Here is an 18,780-nt window from a genome sequence, read left to right on the forward strand (position 1 = left end):
CGCGGACCCCTTCAGTGCTGATGGCGCAGGCACAGGCCTTGCCACCAACCTCTGTATGATCCCAATTCTCTCCGGGAAGCGCCAGATGGCTTCACGGCGACAGCATCCTTCCGGGTCTGAGCGCTGCTCGACCAGGAGGGACGACATGACGACAGCAGCGAACGGAGCCGACGCCGCGCCGCGACCGTGGCGACGCTCCGCGCTCAACTTCTCGATGGCGGCCGCTGCCGGCGTCGCCGTCGCGAACATCTACTACAACCAGCCGATGCTGGGCGTCATGGAGCGCGACCTGCCCGGTTCCGTCACCAGCCTCGTGCCAACCGCGACGCAGCTTGGTTACGCGGCCGGTCTGTTCCTGCTCGTGCCGCTGGGCGATCTTATCGAACGCAAGAAGCTCATCCTGCTACAGTTCGCAGGCCTCGCAGTGGCGCTGGCGCTCGCCGCCATCGCGCCCGGCGCGATGCTGGTGATGCTCGCCTCCCTGCTCGTCGGCGTGCTCTCAACCGTCGCGCAGCAGATAGTGCCGTTCGCGGCGCACCTGTCCACGCCGGAGCGGCGCGGCGCCACCGTCGGCACCGTCATGGCCGGCCTGCTATGCGGCATCCTGCTCAGCCGGACGCTCGCGGGCTTCGTCGCCACCCACGCCGGATGGCGCGAGATGTTCTGGCTGGGCGTTCCCCTGGCGATCGGCGCGGGTGCACTGATGGCGGCCATGCTGCCGAAGAGCGTCCCCGACTCCGACCTGCACTACGGCCAGCTGCTCCACTCGCTGGGCGGGCTCTGGTCGGAATTCGGCGCGCTTCGCAAGGCGGCGGTGACCCAGGCCCTCCTGTTCGGCGGTTTCAGCGTCTTCTGGACGATCCTGGCCCTGCGCCTGCAGGAACCGCGCTTCGGCCTGGGCGCAGACGTTGCCGGCCTGTTCGGCATCGTCGGTGCGGTCGGCGTGCTCGCCGCCCCGGTGGCCGGTCGCATCGCCGACCGACGCGGACCCCATCTCGTCATCCTGCTCGGCGCGGTCCTGACACTTGCGTCATGGGCGATCTTCGGCGCCTTCGGCTCGATCGCCGGGCTCATCGTCGGGGTCATCCTCCTCGACTTCGGCGTCCAGAGCGCGCTCGTGTCCAACCAGCACCTCGTCTACGCGCTCCGGCCCGAGGCTCGCGCCCGTCTGAACACCATCTTCATGGGCGCGATGTTCCTTGGCGGCGCCGGAGGTTCGGCCGCAGCGACCCTCGCCTGGTCCAACGGCGGATGGACCTTGGTCTCGATCCTCGGGCTGGTCCTCTCCCTCGCCGCGGTGCTCATCCAGCTCGCCGGCTTCCAGCGGAAGGCCTGAATCATGCGCATCGCGATCGCCGGCGGCTCCATGGCCGGCCTCTTCACCGCCGTCCTGCTCCGCCAGTCAGGACACGAGGTCCGCATCTTCGAACGCTCCCGAGCCGGTCTTCAGGGTCGCGGCGCCGGTCTCGTGCCCCAGCAGGAGGTGTTCGATCTGCTCGATCTGCTCGGTCGCGACGAGGTCGCCCGCCTCGGCGTGGTCGCCCGGCAGCGGATCGTGCTCGACCTGGAGGGCGACGTCATTTCCCGCGAAGACCGGCCGCAGATGCAGGTCTCGTGGGATCACCTCTTTGTGGCGGTGCGCATGCAGATCTCCGACGACGCCTACCGACTCGGGAACGGCGCGGTAGCCGTCGGTCAGGACGAAGATGCCGCATGGCTCGATCTGGAGGATGGCTCACGCGCCAACGCCGACCTCGTCATCGGCGCCGACGGCATCGGCTCGGCCGTCCGCCGCTCGCTGATGCCGGACCATCCGGGCGCCAGCTACGCGGGATATGTCGCGTGGCGCGCACTGGTGCCCGAGCGGCTTCTTCCCGCATCGGCCGCGCGCGTTCTCTCCGACCGCTTCGCCTTCTACGACACGCCGGACGCCCATGTCCTCGGCTACACCGTCGCGGGTGAAGACGGTTCGCTTGTGAAAGGCGGCCGCCGATACAACGCCGTCTGGTATCGGACGATCGACTACCTCGAGGACGTGCTGCGCGACAGGACCGGTCAGGTCCACCCCTACTCGCTCGCACCGGGCTCGCTGTCGCCCGAGGCGATCCGGGGCATTCATGCCGACGCGCGCGCGCTGCTGCCCGCGCCCTTCGCCAGCGCGTTCCTCGCCGAGCCGCAACCGTTCGTGCAGGCGATCTTCGACATGACGGTTCCGCGGATGGCGGTGGGACGCGTGGCGATCATCGGCGACGCAGCGTTCGTGGCGCGGCCGCACACCGCCATGGGTGTGGCCAAGGCTGCCGGAGACGCAATGTCGCTCGTGAGAGCGATCGACGCCGGCTGGACGCAGGACGCCCGCGCCACCTTCGAACGTGAGCGCATCGCGGCTGGCGAGGCGATCGTCGCCTATGGGCGCAGGCTGGGGGCGGAAATAGCAGCGCGCCAGCGGCGGCGCGCAAATGCGTAACGCGACGGCGGCGCAGGCCGCCGGCCGCGATCGCCTTCCCACCGCTTCTTCGGGATAAGCGCGACCCAGCTCGACGATGACGAGCGTGTCATGCTGAGTGATCGCCTAGTGCCAGCCCATCCCGCAGGACGCGAACGATCGGGACCGGGACACCGCGTCCTTCGCCGATTTTCTGGCCGGCCGGGGCGCCGCCATCCCCGGTTCGTGGGGCTTTATCATCGCCTTCTCCACCATCCTGTTCGTCTGGATGCTGCTCAACAGCGACGTGCTGGCAGGAAGCGAGTGGCAGCGCGAGCCTGGACCGACGTTCGGGTTCAAGGACGCACCTACGTCACCTGCCAGTCCAAGCGTGACCGCAAGCCGTCGCTCTCCGGCATCAACCGGCGCGGAAGCAAGGACAGCCGGCTGCGCTAGCGTAAAGAGCCGCTCAGGCCACCGCCGCCTCGACCAGATCGAGGAAGCCGTCCGGGTCGATCGGCTTTGACACGAAGGCATGAGCGCCCTTCGACATCATCTGCTCGCGTTCCGAATCGTTCGGGAAAGCGGTGATTACAATGAACGGCCCGGACCATCCCAGCCGTATCAGCTCGAGCTGAAGCGCCTTGCCGTCCATACCCTCCATGTGGAGGTCGGATATGATGCAGCAGAACTCGTCGAGCACCCCGCGGTCGATCAGGTCGCCACCGTAGGAGAACCTCTCGCTCTCGAGCCCCGCCGATCGGAGCAGGCTCGCTATGCTGCCGCTCACGCCGGGATCGTCGTCGACGATCGCTACCAGTTGGGAATCAGACAAGACGGAACTCCAAACCCGGGCCGGATGGGCCCTCTGTCCACTGTAGATGAACCCTGATGGCCAGCGTAACCATCATACGGAAATATGGGGTCTTACCCGTAACGATGTATCGACTCGTCTCGGACGCCGAGGATCTCGGCCATCCGGACCAGATCGGCCAGCGACTGCGCCTCCATCTTCCTCATCACGTTGCCGCGGTGGATCTTCACCGTGATCTCGCTGAGTTCCAGCCGGGCAGCGACCTGCTTGTTCATGAGGCCGGTGACGACGAGGCCGAAGACGTCCTTCTCACGCGGCGTGAGGCGGTCGAAGGTCGCCTTCAGCGTGAGGGCGCCCACAGCCTCGGCGCGCTGCGCCCGGTCGACCTCAAGCGCGCGACCGACCGCCTCCAGCAGCTGGTCCTCGTGGAACGGCTTCGGCAGGAAATCGATCGCGCCGGCACGCATGCCGCGCACGGTCATGGGGATGTCGCCGTGCCCGGTGATCAGGATCACCGGCGTCGAGATGCCATGCGACGCGAGCCGCTCCTGGAAATCGAGACCGCTCTCGCCGGAGAGGCGGATGTCGAGGACAAGGCAGGAGGGCACTTGGGGTGCGCCCACCACCAGGAACTCGGCAGGCGCCTCGTAGAGCCGCACATCGTAGCCCTCCGCGCGAAGGAGGCTGCCGACGGAGCCACGCACCTCCTCGTCGTCGTCGATCACGCACACGCAGTCCGCCGCACCCAAACCCGTCACGCCGCGATCCTCTCTTCGCCCCCGGCGATCGGCAGCCGGAAGGTGAAGGACGCCCCACCCCGCTCGTTACCGCTCGCGGTCAGCCTGCCGCCGTGCGTCTCGATGATCGAGCGGCATATCGACAGGCCCATTCCCATGCCCTCCTGCTTGGTCGTGAAGAACGGCCGGAACAGGCTCTCAGGCTCGGCATCTCCGAAGCCGTTCCCGCAGTCGCTGACCTCGACGACCACTTGATCGTCCCGCACACTGCCATCGATGCAGAGCTCGCGGTCGGCCGACGGCGTTCCCGCCATCGCCTGCTGCGCGTTCATCATGAGGTTGAGCAGGACCTGCTGTAGCTGCACGCGATCGCCGAGAACGGCGGGCAGGTCTGCATCCAGGCTGACGTTCATCCGCACGCCGCTGGCGATCATGTCGCGCTGAACCAGTTCGGTCGTCTCCTGAACGAGCGGCGATATCCTCACGGCTTCTCGACGCGGATCTCCCTTGCGTGCCAGATCGCGAATCCGAGCGATAACATCCGCAGCGCGCTTTCCGTTGATCGAGATGTGGTCAAGACAGTCCGCGGTCTCCGGGGCCTCCTGCGCCTCGCGCCTCAGCCACCGCTGCCCGGACTTCGCATAGGTGATGATGGCCGACAGCGGCTGGTTGACCTCGTGCGCGATGGAGGCGGCAAGCTGGCCGAGCGTCGTCACGCGGGACATGTGCGTCAGCTCCGCCTGCGCCTCGGCGAGACGCTCCAGATCGCGGTTGCGTTGGGTCATGTCGAGCGCGGTGACCAGCACACGGCTCCAGCCGGCGTGGTCGGGGGGCAGCGTCACGCGCAGCACCACGTCGATCAGGTCGCCCGAGGTGGTGCGGAACTGCATCTCCTCCTCGATCGGGGCCTCGCCGCGCAGGAGCCGCTCGAAGATCCGGGCCTGCGCGGCCTGCGCGCTTATGGTGTAGTGTTCGATGATGTTCGCGCCGACCAGTTCGGACCGGTCGACGTAGCCGAATAGACGCGCCACCTCCTGGTTGGCACTCCTGATGATCGCGGCACCGCCCGCACGCCTGACCAGGTCGAGGCTCGGGGCTTCGCCTGACTTGAGGAGCCGGTAGGCGGGCGACCAGTCGCTCTCCCAGATCGGAAAGCCGGAGGCATCGAAGATCATTCGATAGCGCTCGTCCGAATTACGGCGCTCTTCCGCCGCGGTGATCTGCCGTGCGCTGAGGGCCGCCGTCGTCGCGATCGCGACGAGGCTGACGGCGAGGCGCATCGTCGGCGAACCGATCTCGTCCATCCCGTGGCTGATGACGTAGCCGATGACGGCCATCGTGCCGCAGAGCGCGCCAACCGCGAAGACGAGCGTCCGGCGATTCTGGCGCGCCGCGACCATCACGACCACGACGTAGAGGACCGCGACCGCCCCCTGCAGCGGGCTGAGGACATCGAGCGCGAAGATGCCGAGCGCGAGCAGCAGCGCCATGGCGAGCCTCGTCATCTCCGCCCAGCCACCGGATATCGCAGCCCTTCCCATACCAGCCTCCCGCGACCGCACCATCGGGCCGCTCGGAAACAAGCTGGCTCAGGTGCGAGCCGCTCGCAACCGCTATCGGATACGGAAATCTTCGTCACGGGCGGAACGTCATCCGGAAACGCGTGCCGGGCCGGGCATCCTCGATCGTCGCCGATCCCCGGAGCTTCGTGACCGTCGCATCGATCAGGCGGCTGCCAAGGCCTGGTATGGCTTTTCCGGCAAGGCGTCCCCGTCCGCGGTCTTCGACGATGAAGAGCAGCGACCCGTCCTGTTCCTGTGAAAGCGAGACGAAGATGCCACCCCGCTCATCCGCCGAATAGGCGTGCTCGCAGGCGTTCGTGACCAGCTCGGTGGCGAGAATACCGATCGAGGTAGCTACGCCGCTCGCCACCAGTACCGGATCGGCATTGACGAGCAACGTGCGGTGTTCGGGGCAGCTGTCGGCGAGCTGCTCCCCGAGATCGTCGAGATAGGCGCCGAGATCCACCTCTCCGCACCCACCCTTGTAGAGCTGCCGGTGGACACCGCCGACCGCCGCGATGCGCTGCTGGGTGCGCTGGAGGACGGCGAGCCCTTCGGGATCCGTGACGTTCCGCGCCTCGACCGAGATAAGGGCCGCGAGCAGCTGCAGGTGGTTGGCCACCCGGTGGTTCGCCTCGTCGGCGGCGCTTGGCGCCGCGAGCGGCGGAAGGACCGCGAACGGCGGCAGCATCTCTTGAGCCATCATCATGTCTTTCTCGCCCCATCCTGAATTCGATGAAACCATTTGCGGGAAGAGGTAGGGTGCGATCCATCATACGGAGGTTTGGGGCGCCGGGCCGCCCGCACCCGAAACCTCCGTATGGGTGGTCGCGGGCGGGGCGCGCTGGGATAAGCGCACCAGGACAAGTGCTCGCCGACGCTTCTGCGGCCCGCACGAGAGGAGGACGGCGTGAGCACGATCGAGACGCGCGAGAGCCAGATGTTTCCCGTGTTGACCCAGCCGCAGATCGACAGCGCGCGCCGGTTCGCCAGCGGGCCGGAACGCCGCTTCGCGCCGGGCGAGACGCTATACGACATCGGAAGCAGCGGCGCGCCCGCGTGGCTCGTGCTCGAAGGCGCGGTCGACGTCTCCCGACGCGACGGCCTCAGCCGCGACGCGAGGATCACAACGCACGGCCGCGGCCAGTTCTCCGGCGAGGTCAACCAGCTCGCCGGACGGCCATCGATCGCGGCCGGCCGAGCGGGGCCCGACGGCTGCACCGCTCTGCCCTTCGATGCCGCGCACCTGCGCGCGCTGATGATCGGGTCCGCCGATCTGGGCGAGATCGTCATGCGCGCGCTCATCCTTCGCCGCGTCAGCCTGATCGAGGAGGGTGGCGCCGGCACGATCATCATCGGCGTTCCGAACAGCCCCGACGTCCTGCGCCTGCAGAACTTCCTCAGCCGCAGCGGCCTGCCAAACCTCGTGCTAGACGTGCGCTCCAACGAGGATGGCCGTGATCTCGTCGAGCGCACCGGCGTGCTGCCCGAGGATCTGCCCCTCGTCGTCTGCCCGAGCGGGCCGCTGCTGCGCCGGCCGAGCGACGAGGATCTGGCCGCATGCCTCGGCATCGTGCCCGACATCGATCCCGACAAGGTGTTCGACGTAGCGGTCGTCGGCGCCGGCCCTGCCGGCCTCGCCACCGCGGTCTATGCGGCATCGGAGGGTCTCTCGGTTATCGTCGTCGACGCGCGGGCGATGGGTGGCCAGGCCGGCGCCTCCGCCCGCATCGAGAACTATCTCGGCTTCCCGACCGGCATCTCCGGGCAGGCGCTCGCCGGCCGCGCGTTCAACCAGGCGCTCAAGTTCGGCGCCGAGATCGCTATCCCCGTCGCGGTCGACCGGATGGAATGCGAGGGGCCGCATCCAGTGCTGTTCTGCGCCGGCAACCGGCGCATCCAATCGCGTTCCGTGGTGATCGCCTCCGGCGCCCGTTACCGCAGGCCCGACGTGCCTCATCTGAAGGATCTTGAGGGGGCGGGCATCTCGTACTGGGTCTCCGCGATCGAGGCGAAGCTGTGTGCCGGCGAGGAGGTGGTGCTGATCGGTGGCGGCAACTCGGCCGGCCAGGCCATCGTCTTCCTCGCCCCGCAGGTGAAGCGGCTGCACCTGATGGTCCGCCGGGACCTCAGGGAGACGATGTCGCAGTATCTGATAGACCGCATCGCATCGCTGCCGAACGTCGAGATCCATGTCGGCACGGAGATCGTCGGCGTCGAGGGTGACAGGAAAGATGGCCTGTCCGCCGCGACATTCGCGGACAGCGCGACCGGCGAGCGCCGACGCTACGCGATCCGGCACCTGTTCCTGTTCATCGGCGCAGACCCCAATGCCGACTGGGCGCGCGACTGCTTCGAGACCGACAGCCGGGGCTTCGTCGTGACGGGCGGCGGCGCACTCTCACTGGAAACCAGCCTCCCCGGGGTTTTCGCCATCGGCGACGTGCGGGCGGGATCGACCAAGCGCGTCGCAGCCGCCGTCGGCGAGGGAGCGGCGGCCGTCGCGCAGATCCACGCCAAGCTGGCCGAAAGCGCGACCTCGCCGACCGCCATCATCCCCACGCCGACGAAGGAGAATGCATGATGCCATGCTCGCACATGAGGACGATCCACGAGGTGACACCGAGCGCCCGCGGTTGCGAGGAATGTCTGAAGATCGGCAGCGAGTGGCTGCATCTGCGCCTGTGTCGCGAGTGCGGTCACGTCGGCTGCTGCGACCAGTCGCCGCACCGCCACGCACGTGCCCACTTCCACGAGACGGGGCATCCGATCATCGAGGGCTACGACCCGCCGGAAGGCTGGGGCTGGTGCTACGTGGACGACATCGAGGTCGATCTGCCCGACCAGACCGAGCAGATCGGACCGATCCCGCGCTACTATTGAGCGAGCCGCCCTTCAAAGTTCGCGTCCAGCGCCGGCCATATCCTGATGGCAAGCGTCGCGAGATGCTCCCCACGCTCCTGGATGTCAGCCTCCGCCCACTGGGTACGGCGGACGAACCACTTGTTGAGTAAAAGGCCGGTGTGCTCGGCGAACTTCGACGAGCGCCGCTCCAGAGGGAGCCCGTGATTGAAGCTGACGGCGCTCGTCCTTGATGGTCGCGCCACGCGCGGGATAGGTCTTGGCGGCGGACGCCGGGTAGCCCTCGCCAGGGTCACGGTCTGTGGCACGTAGACAACTTTGTTGCCCAGACTGCAAAGATGAAATCGAAGAGAAGCATGAAGCTGGTCGATCATGCGAAGGTTTGCGCCAAACCTTGGTGGCAGCGTCCGTGCCCTCATCCAGATCTCACACGAAAAGGAGGAGGCCACAGGCCCCCTCCCCGATCAGCGATGATCCTGGATCAGCTGCGCACGAACGCGAGCAAGTCCGGGTTGATCACATCGGCGTGCGTGGTCAGCATGCCGTGCGGATAGCCTTCGTAGATCTTGAGCGTGCTGTTTTTCAGCAGCTTGGCCTGAAGGACCGAGGCGTCCTTATAAGGGACGATCTGATCGTCATCGCCCTGCAGGACGAGCGTGGGCACGCTGATCGCCTTCAGATCCTCGGTCTGGTCGGTCTCGGAGAAGGCCTTGATCCCTTCGAGATGCGCCAGCGCGCTGCCGACCATACCCTGGCGCCACCAGTTGCGTATCACGCCCTCGGACACCTTTGCGCCGTCGCGGTTGAAACCGTAGAAGGGCCCGGAGGCGACATCGAGAAAGAACTGGGCGCGGTTCGCGGCGAGTGCCGCCCGGAAACCGTCGAACACCTCGATGGGCGTGCCGTTCGGGTTGCCTTCGGTCTTGACCATCAGCGGCGGGACGGCGCTGACCAGGACGGCCTTGGCGACACGACCCTGCGGCTCGCCATACTTGGCGACGTAGCGGGCCACCTCGCCGCCACCGGTAGAATGGCCGATGTGGACCGCGTTCTTCAGGTCCAGCGCCTCGGCGACCGCGTTGGCGTCGGAGGCGTAGTGATCCATGTCGTGGCCGGTCGAGATCTGCGAGGAGCGGCCATGGCCGCGGCGGTCACTGGCGACGACGCGGTAGCCGTTGGCCACGAAGAAGATCATCTGCGCGTCCCAGTCGTCCGAAGACAGCGGCCAGCCGTGGTGGAAGACGATCGGCTGGGCGTCCTTGGGGCCCCAGTCCTTGTAGAAGATCTCCGCACCGTCCGTTGTCGTGATGTAGCCCATGTCTTCCTCCATCCATGCCGGCGGCCTGGGATGGCCCGTCGAACGAGGATGGATATCGGCGCTTCGGGATGGATTCGGTATTATACGGAGGTTGGGGGCTTACTGACCCCCGCCGCGAGGTCGGTTCGGCACCTTGTTATGGTTTCGGCAAACCTGTGGCTGGGTGCCCCTATCCTCCGCATCAGCCCCGATCCAGATCCCGACTTCCCTTTCCAGCGCGCGATCGACCGCGCGATCGGCGAGGCGCGGTCAGGATTCCCTCACCGGATCGACGTCGTTCACCCGCTCCAAGATGAGCGGATCGAGCGGCGTCACCGGCAGCGGCGGCACGCTCTCCGGCGCGATGCCGAACACTGCCGCCAGCACGTCGGTGGAGACCGACGTCGTCGACGCCCGGTAGCCGATGTCTGCGGGCATCGCCTGGTCGAAGAACACCAGGAAATGGATGTCCTCGTCCGCGATCACCTCGATATGGTGTGGATACGACTTGGGGATGAAGTAGGTGTCGCCCGGCTCCAGCTGGTAGGTGTCGACGCTGCCGTCGGGGTCGAGGATCGACATGCGCGCCCGCCCCTTGTGCACATATCCCATCTCCGCTGTCCCCGGGTGCCAGTGCGGCTCGCGCATCCCGTTCTCGGGGATGTCGATGGCATACATCGCCAGGCTGCGCAGCGCCGGCCAGAACTGCGACCGGGCAACCCGCGCCGTCCCATAGGGATGGTCGATCAGCGGCGTCGCCGCCTCGACGCCGAACTTGTGCGGATCGGGCAGCGCCGCCGAGGGCGGCACGACCGCCGGCGCCACGCGCCGCACCAGCATGGGCGAGCCCGTCTCGCGGCGCAGCACGGAAAAGTCGCTCGCGGGCAGCGTGAAGGTGTTGCCGAGCACCGCGTCGGTCATCGCGCCGAACGCGCCGTGCAGGGAGAACTCCTCCGGCTTCTCGTGGCTGAAGACGATGATCAGCTCGGCCTCGCCGTCGCCGACGTTCTCGATCGTATGGAGCGATCCAGTGGTGACGTGGAACATCTCCCCCGCCCCGATGGTGAACGAGCCGAACACGTCGCCGGTGTCGAGCAGCGACACCAGCACCTCACCCGACACACAATAGGCCAGCTCGTCGGCGTTGGCGTGCCAGTGCGGTTCGCGGACGACACCCGGCGCAAGCACCAGCCGGCGCATCGACATCCCGCGCAGCAGCGGGAAGTTTCCGGCGTCGACGCCGCGCACGGAGCCGAGATCGCCTTCGTAGCTGATGTCGGAGCGGATCAGCGAGCGGACGTGGCGTGACGTGGACATCGGACATTCCCTTCCAATCGGACGGCGCGCCGGGTCGGCCCACCTGACTGGCCCTGAAGCTGACGCGACCGATCAAAGCGCGCCATTCACACGAAGATATGCCCAACCTTCGTTTGGGTTGGCCCGCCCGCCTTCGATCCATAGCTGTTGGTTCAGCCGACGAGGCGACCGGTGCGCGGTCGCGGATCGCCGGCATGGGGATGCCGGGAGACACGCAATGCGGACCATTACGATCATGATGGTGACGGCCACGGCCGCCGCGTCGCTACTGACCGGCTGCGCTGCCTCCGCGCCGCAGGCCCGGAACGAGTGCCCGGATCCGTGGGCAGTCGCGCCGCCCTCGGTCGCGGACGCCGCCTACATGGAGGGCCTGACCGACCGCCTGGCAGGCCCCGACCGCGAGAACACGATTGTGCAGGCCATCGGCGAGGTCCACCGCCGCGCGCCGCAGGCCGGCAACGACACGATCACCAACATCCTGATCGCCGCCGACTGCCCCAACGTCGCGCGCAAGCCCGACCACAGCGAGGCGGCGGAACGCGACAGGATCGCGGGCTTCCGCGCGCAGGTTGACCAGATACTCGCGCAGTAGCACTTGGGGCGGTCCGCCATCTTCTTCCGGCAGAAGGCGGGCGAGAAGCTCCATCCCGCAAGCCAGTTCCCCACGTCTCGCCCGTCAACCGCTGAAACTCCTTCGATTTTCAGCGAGACAGCCCGGTCGCCGACGAGCGCGGTCATCATCCGCCGCCTGCACGGACACGACCGCCGGCCGGCCCTAATGGATCAGGAGATGGCCCTGCGCGGGCTTTCGGCGGAGCGTTGCGATGCGCCGGCGTCATCCGTGACGCCGAACACACCTTTGACGACATCATGGCGGGCAGCGTCGCCAAGCTGAGCAAGTTCTCGGCAAGAAGGGCGGCAAGGCCGCGTCGAGGAAGCAGGTTTCGCCGAATCTCGCCGGCCACGTACAGACGCGCGATATCCGCTGCGCCGCCCGAGCATCTTACCGGCTTGGCTGCCTCCAAGGCGCGCGGAGGTCTTCTCGCCGTCCGGGATGGCGGATTTCATGGTGAAGTCGCCCGACGGCGGTTCAATCGACTAGATCGTGATGTCGGGTGCGCGATCCGACCTCACCGAGGTCGTCACTGACGGTCTCTAATCCTGCTGATCGTGCCGAGCCTCGGGTGCCCGCTATTGGCAGGGAATGGTGGAGCCGAGGGGGATCGAACCCCTGACCTTCGCAATGCCATTGCGACGCTCTCCCAGCTGAGCTACGGCCCCATTTCCGTCCGGGAAGCGCCCCCTAGCCGGGCGCTGCGGGCTTGGCAAGCGGCTGATTTAGCCGCCTGCCGAAATCCGTCAATTCTCGTCTTCGTCGCTTGACGTTTCCACGCCAAGATCATCGTCACCGCCAAGATCGACCTCGTCGTCGGCCGAGGGTTCTTCGTCCTCGCCCGTGTCGATATCGACGTCATCGTCATCGGCCAGATCGCTATCGACCGGGCCCTTTTCAGGCTTGGCCGCCTCGAACGGAAGCGGTTGCTTCGATTTCAGAATAGGCTCCGGTTCCCAGGCATAGCCACAGCTGATGCAGGTTACGGGTTCGTCCTTGGTGAGGTCATAGAAACGCGTCGCGCATTTCGGGCACGTACGCTTCGTGCCCCATTCCGGCTTGATCATGCCGTGCAAAACCTTTCGGATGGGTGTTTCAACAGGCCATTACCTGCGAAGTGGGGCGCGCCTTGCCATAGCACAACCCGGCTGGCAAGGCCGCGCGAACATGACCCATGCAGCTTCCCAGCCCATTACCATCCTTCGCGCCCCCGCCCTGCGCGGCAGGATCCGTGTTCCCGGCGACAAATCGATCAGTCACCGCGCGCTGATGCTTTCCGCACTGGCAGTGGGTGAAAGCCGGGTCGAGGGATTGCTGGAAGGCGAAGATGTGCTCGCCACCGCCGCCGCGATGCGCGCGATGGGCGCCGACATAGCGCGCGACGAAAACGGGATCTGGCGCATCCACGGCGTCGGCGTTGGCGGGTTGCTGCAACCGCAGACGGCGCTCGACATGGGCAATTCCGGCACCTCTACCCGGCTGCTGATGGGGCTGGTCGCCAGTCATCCCATCACCGTGACCTTCATCGGCGATGCATCGCTTTCAGCCCGGCCGATGAAGCGGGTGATCGATCCGCTATCCAGAATGGGCGCGGATTTCACCGCGTCTCCGGGAGACCGTCTGCCCCTGATGCTGCGGGGCCTCTCCCCCGCCGTTCCGATCAGCTACACTCTCCCGGTCGCATCCGCGCAGGTAAAATCCGCGATCCTTCTGGCAGGTTTGAACGCGCCGGGAATCACCCGCGTAATCGAGCCGGTGGCGACCCGCGATCACAGCGAACGAATGCTCGCCGGCTTCGGCGCTCTGCTGAATGTGGAGCACGCGCCCGAGGGACGCGTCATCTCGATCACGGGCGAAGCGGAGTTGAAGCCGCAATCGATCGTTGTGCCGGGAGATCCCTCCTCGGCCGCATTCTGGCTGGTCGCAGCGTCGATCGTGCCGGGAAGTGACATCGTCGTCGAGAATGTCGGCATGAACCCGACTCGCAGCGGCATCGTTACCGCGCTCCGCCTGATGGGAGCAGATATTACCGAGGTCGATGCGCGCATCGTCGGCGGGGAGCCGGTTGCGGACCTGCGAATCCGCCACGCGCCGCTGACGGGCATCGAGGTGCCCCCCGAACTCGCGCCGTCGATGATCGACGAATATCCCGCACTTTTCGTCGCTGCCGCCTTCGCCAGCGGTCGCACCATCGCGCGGGGTGCGGACGAGTTGCGGGTGAAGGAATCCGATCGCATCGAGACGATGAGGGTCGCGCTGGAGGCGAACGGTGTCTCGCTGGTCGAGCATGAGGACGGGCTTTCCATCGACGGCAGCGGCGGTGAGCCGATTGCGGGGGGCGCTCGCGTCGCCTCGAAACTGGATCACCGCATCGCAATGAGCATGGTCGTCGCTGGACTTCACGCGCGCTCACCAATGATGATCGATGATGCGGCTCCGGTCAGGACGAGTTTCCCGACCTTTTTCGAGCTGCTCGAATCGCTCGGGGGAAATGTGACGTGGAATTGATCGGCATGCGCGAGCAGCCTGCGCGACGAGGCGGTCGCCCATGATTATAGCGGTCGATGGGCCAGCGGCATCGGGCAAAGGGACCCTCGCGCGCGCACTGGCACGACATTACCATCTGCCGCATCTCGATACCGGGCTACTCTATCGCGCGGTGGCGCTCACCGTGCTCCAGCTCGAGCTCGATCCCGGGAAAGAGGCCGATGCCGTCGCCGCCTGTGGATTCGACGACCTGACGCTGGGCGATCCAGCGCTCCGCGATGACGATATCGGCAAGCTCGCCTCCGTTGTTTCGGCGCATCCGCTGGTGCGCGCCGCGCTGCTCCAGCGCCAGAAGAGATTCGCGCACCAAGAGGGCGGCGCCGTGCTGGACGGGCGCGATATCGGCACGGTGATCGCGCCGGATGCGGATGCGAAACTGTTCGTGAAAGCAACGCCGACGATCCGCGCGCGCCGCCGTCATGCCGAGCTTCAATCGCATGGCTCAGCTGTGACGTTCGATCAGGTGCTGGCCGATATCCGCGCCCGCGATCAGCGCGACAGCACCCGCAGCGCGGCGCCACTCGTCCCCGCACCGGACGCCAGCCTGCTCGACACCAGCTTCCTGTCGATCGAAGCGGCGATCCAGAAAGCGATCTGCCTTGTGGAAGAACAACGCGCTCGCAAAGCGGCCAGAATCGCCTGAGCCTGACGGCGCTTTCGCTTGTGGATAACTGCCTGTTGCGCTAAGGCCCGCGCCGTCCGGCGGACTGGGGTTCGCGGAGGCGCGGCGCGGAGGTGACCCTCTCGTGCCCTTTTCGCATTTGCGTTTAGGCCCTCCCCGAGCCCGGTTCGATGGATGCTGCATCGGCATGGGGCCGGTGTGGCAATGAAGGCCAAGACCAGCGGATTCAACCGCTTGGCCGGAAACGACCCAAGGAAAAAGATTTTTATGGCCTCAATGGCAACCCCAACCCGCGACGATTTCGCGGCGATGCTCGATGACATGTTCGGCGGCGCCGACAGCTTCGAGGGCCGCGTGGTGCATGGCACCGTCACCGGCATCGAAAACGACATGGCGATCATCGACGTCGGCCTCAAGAGCGAGGGCCGCGTGCCGCTGCGCGAATTCGCCGCCCCCGGTCAGAAGGCCGAGCTCAAGGTGGGCGACGAGGTCGAAGTCTATGTGGACCGCGTCGAGAATATGCACGGCGAAGCGATGCTGTCGCGCGATCGCGCGCGCCGCGAAGCCGCATGGGACACGCTGGAAACGGAATTTGCGAAGACCGCGCGGGTCGAGGGTGTGATTTTCGGCCGCGTCAAGGGCGGCTTCACAGTCGACCTGAACGGCGCCGTCGCGTTCCTGCCGGGGTCGCAGGTCGATATCCGCCCGGTGCGCGACGTGACGCCGCTGATGGACATTCCGCAGCCGTTCCAGATCCTGAAGATGGACCGCAAGCGCGGCAACATCGTCGTCTCGCGCCGCGCCGTGCTTGAAGAAACCCGCGCCGAGCAGCGTTCGGGCCTGATCCAGAGCCTCGCGGAAGGCCAGATCATCGAGGGCGTGGTGAAGAATATCACCGATTACGGCGCCTTCGTCGATCTGGGCGGCATCGACGGCCTGCTGCACGTCACCGACCTCAGCTACAAGCGGGTCGCGCATCCGAGCGAGATGATCAACATCGGCGATACCGTCCGTGTGCAGATCATCCGCATCAACAAGGACACGCAGCGTATCTCGCTGGGCATGAAGCAGCTTGAGAGCGATCCGTGGGATGGCGCGGGCGCGAAATATCCGGTCGGCGCGAAGCTTTCCGGTCGCGTCACGAACATCACCGAATATGGTGCGTTCGTTGAATTGGAAGCCGGCATCGAGGGCCTGGTCCACGTCAGCGAGATGTCCTGGACCAAGAAGAACGTCCATCCTGGCAAGATCGTCTCGACCAGCCAGGAAGTCGATGTCGTCGTCCTCGAGGTCGATGAGGACAAGCGCCGCATCAGCCTCGGCCTGAAGCAGGCGCAGGCCAATCCGTGGGAGGCATTCGCTGCCGCTCACCCGATCGGCTCGACCGTCGAGGGCGAAGTCAAGAACGCGACCGAATTCGGCCTGTTCGTCGGCCTCGACAACGATGTCGACGGCATGGTCCACATGTCCGACATCGCATGGGGCGTGCCTGGCGAGGACGCGCTGGCGCTGCATCGCAAGGGCGAGATGGTCACCGCGATCGTGCTTGACATCGATCCCGAGAAGGAACGCATCTCGCTTGGCATGAAGCAGCTCGAGCGTGGCGGGCCGGTCACCGGCGCGGCGACGGCGGGCGATCGTCTGCAGAAGAACGCGATTGTCACCGTCACCATCCTCGAAGTTCGCGACGCGGGCCTTGAGGTGCAGGCGGGCGACGATGGCGCGACCGGCTTCATCAAGCGCACCGATCTTGGCCGTGACCGCGACGAGCAGCGTCCTGAGCGCTTCCAGGTCGGCCAGAAGTTTGATGCGATGGTGATCGGGTTCGATCGTTCGAAGAAGCCGACCTTCTCGGTCAAGGCCATGCAGATCGCTGAAGAGAAGCAGGCCGTGGCGCAGTATGGCTCGTCCGATTCGGGCGCGTCGCTGGGCGACATCCTTGGCGAGGCCCTGAAGGCGCGCGAAACCAAGAACTGATATCGCAGAACCGGGCAGGAAAATTTCCTGCCCGGTTCTCGATACGGCACAAAATTTCACCCGATTGTCGTTTCGATCCTATTCCGATCGGCAGTTTTCGGTATTATTGCTCTCAGCCGAGCCCGCAATTCGCGGCGCATCGTGCAAGAGGTTGCAGAATGATCCGCTCCGAACTCGTCCAGCAGCTTGCCGAGACCAATCCCGAGCTTTCATTGCGTGACGTGGAGGCGATCGTTTCCACCTTTTTCGATGAAATCGTGCGCCGGCTGGCGGAAAACGGCCGGGTCGAGCTGCGCGGTTTCGGCGCCTTTTCCACCCGTGCCCGCGATGCACGCACCGGCCGTAACCCGCGCACTGGCGAGCTGGTGGAAGTGGATGCGAAACGCGTTCCTTATTTCAAGCCGGGCAAGGAAATGCGCGCCAGGCTCAACGTCGCTTGACGTTCGGCTCCAGGTAGCCTTCACGTCGCGTGCGATGCGCGGACGTGGCGGAATCGGTAGACGCTGGAGACTTAAAATCTTCTGCCAATGGCGTGCGGGTTCGAGTCCCGCCGTCCGCACCATCGCGTGCGCCTCATTGGCGCTGCTCGCCGGTTGCGACCGACGGCCGGATATCGGCCCCGTGGTCGCGAGTATCATCGGAAACGCGCCGGAATTACGCGACGCGAGCCGCGGCGAAAGCACCGCCAGCGACAGGGTTCTTGCCGACTCGATCGCGCAAGGGTTGGTCCGCTTCGATGCGGCGGGGCAAATCGAACCCGGCGTCGCCGAGCGGTGGATCGTCACAGACGAGGGCAAGACCTACATCTTCCGCCTGCGCAACACGCAATGGTCTGACGGTCGCACAGTCACCGCCCGGGAGGTGGTGGCGATCCTGAAACGTCAGATTGCGGCGGGATCGCGCAATCCCCTGAAGCCGTATCTCACCGCGATCGAATCGATCGTGGAGATGACGCCGCAGATCATCCAGATCGAACTTTCCTACCCTCGCCCGGATCTCTTGAAGATTTTCGCCCAGCCCGAACTTGCGCTCATGCGGCCACGCGCGCCAGCCGGGACCGGGCCGTTCCGTATCGCCCGGCAAAGCCGGTATTCGATGGTGCTCACGCCAGTGCGTGATCTCGATCGTTCGCCTGATCAGGAGCAGGAGCGTACACCGGAAGACAATGTACGATTGATCGGCGAATCGGCGGCGCGCGCGATCATCCGCTATGGCGCGCGCGAATCCGATCTGGTGACCGGCGGTACGATCCGCGATTGGCCGTTACTGCAATCCGCCGGCATCGCCCCAACCAATGTCCGCCTGGATAACGCCGCCGGATTGTTCGGGCTGTCGATCGCGCGCCGCGACGGGTTTCTGGCGACGACCGAGAACCGTGCGGCTCTCGCCGCCGCGATCGATCGTGGTGCGCTTGTCGCTGCCTTCTCGGCGGACTGGGCACCAACCGAACAATTGCTTCCCGATCAGCTCGATTCGGCAGCCGTTCCGGTGATGTCGGAATGGGTCGCGCAGGATCTGGAAAGCCGGCGCAAACAGGCGCTGGCCAGCGTCGCAGCATGGCGACGCGTCAATCCGGGGCCGCTGCGGCTGCGGATCGCGCTGCCCGACGGCCCGGGCGGCACGATCCTGTGGGGCCGGATCGGCTCGGACTTGCTGGCGATCGGCATCCAGCCCGAGCGTGTAGCGGCCGATGATGGTTCGGCCGATCTCCGCCTGATCGACGCGGTGGCACCTTATGACAGCGCCAGATGGTATCTGGCGCTTGCCTGCGCGCCCTGCGGTGATGCCGCACGCCAGGCCGTGGAAGCAGCCCGCGTCGCCCCCACACTCGCGGCGCGCGGCGAGGCGCTTGCGGCGGCAGACGCGGCGGTGGCCGCTGACATACCCTTCATCCCGATCGCCCGCCCGTTGCGCTGGTCGCTCGTGTCGTTGCGGCTGCGACAATGGCAGCCGAACCCGCGCGCATGGCACCCGTTGAACCATTTGCGCCCCGTCCCCAAGTGATGC

General features: G+C 66.3%; 19 protein-coding genes and 2 tRNA genes. 12 read left to right on the top strand and 9 right to left on the bottom strand.

The annotated features are described in order from the left end of the window. Positions 1-145 precede the first annotated feature (145 nt). From ACM61V_RS12935 to ACM61V_RS12945, 3 genes are all read left to right on the top strand, one after another. Positions 146-1,336 (top strand): MFS transporter, encoded by a 1,191-nt coding sequence (locus tag ACM61V_RS12935; RefSeq protein ID WP_419714051.1) that lies wholly within the window; start codon positions 146-148, stop codon positions 1,334-1,336. A 3-nt stretch (positions 1,337-1,339) separates the two neighbouring features. Beyond that, positions 1,340-2,467, top strand: a complete 1,128-nt coding sequence (locus ACM61V_RS12940; RefSeq protein ID WP_137788134.1) for an FAD-dependent monooxygenase — start codon at positions 1,340-1,342, stop codon at positions 2,465-2,467. A 282-nt stretch (positions 2,468-2,749) separates the two neighbouring features. Next, positions 2,750-2,881: a hypothetical protein gene (locus ACM61V_RS12945; protein WP_419714052.1), complete on the top strand. Its 132-nt coding sequence runs from the start codon at positions 2,750-2,752 to the stop codon at positions 2,879-2,881. A 13-nt stretch (positions 2,882-2,894) separates the two neighbouring features. On the opposite strand, the gene ACM61V_RS12950 is transcribed toward ACM61V_RS12945, so the two are convergent. From ACM61V_RS12950 to ACM61V_RS12965, 4 genes are all read right to left on the bottom strand, one after another. Further along, entirely contained in the window at positions 2,895-3,260 is a 366-nt protein-coding gene (locus ACM61V_RS12950; RefSeq protein ID WP_171007670.1) for a response regulator transcription factor, read from the bottom strand. 92 nt (positions 3,261-3,352) lie between these two features. Next, positions 3,353-3,997, bottom strand: a complete 645-nt coding sequence (locus ACM61V_RS12955; protein WP_137788136.1) for a response regulator — start codon at positions 3,995-3,997, stop codon at positions 3,353-3,355. Beyond that, complete coding sequence (locus ACM61V_RS12960; RefSeq protein ID WP_171007671.1) at positions 3,994-5,481, bottom strand: sensor histidine kinase; 1,488 nt, start codon at positions 5,479-5,481, stop codon at positions 3,994-3,996. Before ACM61V_RS12960 ends, ACM61V_RS12955 begins: the two co-directional genes overlap by 4 nt. Positions 5,482-5,611: 130 nt before the next feature. Continuing rightward, positions 5,612-6,241, bottom strand: a complete 630-nt coding sequence (locus ACM61V_RS12965) for a sensor histidine kinase (protein WP_171007672.1) — start codon at positions 6,239-6,241, stop codon at positions 5,612-5,614. Between the two features lie 207 nt (positions 6,242-6,448). Between ACM61V_RS12965 and ACM61V_RS12970 the strand changes: the two genes are divergently transcribed. Together ACM61V_RS12970 and ACM61V_RS12975 are read left to right on the top strand one after the other, a co-directional pair. After that, complete coding sequence (locus ACM61V_RS12970) at positions 6,449-8,122, top strand: FAD-dependent oxidoreductase (protein WP_419714053.1); 1,674 nt, start codon at positions 6,449-6,451, stop codon at positions 8,120-8,122. Then, entirely contained in the window at positions 8,119-8,421 is a 303-nt protein-coding gene (locus tag ACM61V_RS12975) for a UBP-type zinc finger domain-containing protein (protein ID WP_137788140.1), read from the top strand. Before ACM61V_RS12970 ends, ACM61V_RS12975 begins: the two co-directional genes overlap by 4 nt. On the opposite strand, the gene ACM61V_RS12980 is transcribed toward ACM61V_RS12975, so the two are convergent. From ACM61V_RS12980 to ACM61V_RS12990, 3 genes are all read right to left on the bottom strand, one after another. After that, entirely contained in the window at positions 8,415-8,774 is a 360-nt protein-coding gene (locus tag ACM61V_RS12980; RefSeq protein WP_137788141.1) for a hypothetical protein, read from the bottom strand. The two genes, ACM61V_RS12975 and ACM61V_RS12980, sit on opposite strands and share 7 nt — an antisense overlap. A 107-nt stretch (positions 8,775-8,881) precedes the next feature. Continuing rightward, positions 8,882-9,718 carry an alpha/beta fold hydrolase gene (locus tag ACM61V_RS12985; RefSeq protein ID WP_137788142.1) on the bottom strand — a complete coding sequence of 279 codons (837 nt, stop codon included), beginning with the start codon at positions 9,716-9,718 and terminating at the stop codon, positions 8,882-8,884. Positions 9,719-9,967: 249 nt separating this feature from the next. Further along, on the bottom strand, positions 9,968-11,014 hold the full coding sequence (locus ACM61V_RS12990) for a cupin domain-containing protein (protein ID WP_137788143.1): 1,047 nt from the start codon (positions 11,012-11,014) through the stop codon (positions 9,968-9,970). A 217-nt stretch (positions 11,015-11,231) separates the two neighbouring features. Here ACM61V_RS12990 and ACM61V_RS12995 point away from each other — a divergent pair, with 217 nt between their 5' ends. Next, positions 11,232-11,606, top strand: coding sequence for a hypothetical protein (locus tag ACM61V_RS12995; protein ID WP_137788144.1), 375 nt, complete (start codon positions 11,232-11,234; stop codon positions 11,604-11,606). A 613-nt stretch (positions 11,607-12,219) separates the two neighbouring features. Here ACM61V_RS12995 and ACM61V_RS13000 read toward each other — a convergent pair. Together ACM61V_RS13000 and ACM61V_RS13005 are read right to left on the bottom strand one after the other, a co-directional pair. Then, positions 12,220-12,295, bottom strand: a tRNA-Ala gene (locus tag ACM61V_RS13000). A 78-nt stretch (positions 12,296-12,373) separates the two neighbouring features. Next, entirely contained in the window at positions 12,374-12,694 is a 321-nt protein-coding gene (locus ACM61V_RS13005; RefSeq protein ID WP_137788145.1) for an FYDLN acid domain-containing protein, read from the bottom strand. Between the two features lie 100 nt (positions 12,695-12,794). Between ACM61V_RS13005 and aroA the strand changes: the two genes are divergently transcribed. The 6 genes from aroA (at position 12,795) to ACM61V_RS13035 (ending at position 18,777) form a co-directional block, all read left to right on the top strand. Further along, positions 12,795-14,135, top strand: a complete 1,341-nt coding sequence (aroA, locus tag ACM61V_RS13010) for a 3-phosphoshikimate 1-carboxyvinyltransferase (RefSeq protein ID WP_137788146.1) — start codon at positions 12,795-12,797, stop codon at positions 14,133-14,135. 40 nt (positions 14,136-14,175) lie between these two features. Further along, positions 14,176-14,817, top strand: a complete 642-nt coding sequence (gene cmk, locus ACM61V_RS13015) for a (d)CMP kinase (RefSeq protein WP_137788147.1) — start codon at positions 14,176-14,178, stop codon at positions 14,815-14,817. A 246-nt stretch (positions 14,818-15,063) separates the two neighbouring features. After that, positions 15,064-16,773, top strand: a complete 1,710-nt coding sequence (gene rpsA / locus ACM61V_RS13020) for a 30S ribosomal protein S1 (protein WP_419714054.1) — start codon at positions 15,064-15,066, stop codon at positions 16,771-16,773. A gap of 158 nt (positions 16,774-16,931) precedes the next feature. Beyond that, positions 16,932-17,213 (top strand): integration host factor subunit beta, encoded by a 282-nt coding sequence (locus ACM61V_RS13025; protein ID WP_137788149.1) that lies wholly within the window; start codon positions 16,932-16,934, stop codon positions 17,211-17,213. A 38-nt stretch (positions 17,214-17,251) separates the two neighbouring features. Further along, positions 17,252-17,335 (top strand) — tRNA-Leu (locus ACM61V_RS13030). A 59-nt stretch (positions 17,336-17,394) separates the two neighbouring features. Further along, positions 17,395-18,777 (top strand): ABC transporter substrate-binding protein, encoded by a 1,383-nt coding sequence (locus ACM61V_RS13035; RefSeq protein ID WP_249341715.1) that lies wholly within the window; start codon positions 17,395-17,397, stop codon positions 18,775-18,777. Positions 18,778-18,780 lie beyond the last annotated feature (3 nt).

This window comes from Sphingomonas sp. TX0543, assembly GCF_048565505.1.
GTDB lineage: Bacteria > Pseudomonadota > Alphaproteobacteria > Sphingomonadales > Sphingomonadaceae > Sphingomonas.